The organism is Bradyrhizobium sp. Leo170 (assembly GCF_004296405.1).
Taxonomy (GTDB): domain Bacteria; phylum Pseudomonadota; class Alphaproteobacteria; order Rhizobiales; family Xanthobacteraceae; genus Bradyrhizobium.
In genome coordinates, this window is the sequence record NZ_PSRR01000838.1 from 1 (window position 1) to 621 (window position 621).

Annotated in this window: 1 protein-coding gene; it reads right to left on the bottom strand. The window is 64.3% G+C overall.

From position 1 onward, the window contains the following. Window positions 1-22 precede the first annotated feature (22 nt). On the bottom strand, window positions 23-621 hold a 599-nt coding region (locus CWO89_RS45005), incomplete at its 5' end, for a transposase (protein WP_130584474.1).

Consider the following 621-nt stretch of genomic DNA (forward strand, 5'->3'; position numbering starts at 1 on the left):
GGATGAGCGACTATCTGGATTGTCAAGTTGCATTGGCGTAAGCGGCACGCGCCTCGCGTGCTTTGGCGTTGAGGCGGACCAGGAGCTTACGGGCGAGCGCAATGCGAATGACCATTTTTTCCTTTCCGGCAGCGACCAGCCTATCGCGAAAGTCGGCGAGGCTTTGGTCATAACGCGCGGCAATGGCCGCGACGAGGAAGAGGATCGAGCGGACGCCGGCGCGGCCGCCGCGGATGGATCGCTTGCCCTTTCGCTTGCCACTGTCATTGGCGATCGGGGCGAGGCCGACCAGCTTGGCAATGGCTTTGTTGGAGAGGATACCGATCTCCGGCAGCTCGGCGTGCAGCCGGCCGACGGTCCGTCCAGCCACGCCCTTCACCTCGCGCCAGGTTTCGGCGAGCTTTGCCCACAGCGGATCGTCGTCGATCATGGAGGCGATCTCGCCTTCGAGCGAGCGGGACTGGCGCTTCAGCAGGGCGATCACCTCGTCTACACTTGCCTGCATCTCCGTGTTGTCGAACATGCTGGCGCGGCGCTGCTTCTGGACCGTGAGGTCGTCGGTGACCTGCCTGAGCCTTGTTACCAGGGCCTTCAGGCGCTGCTGGGCCTGGCTCGGCAGCG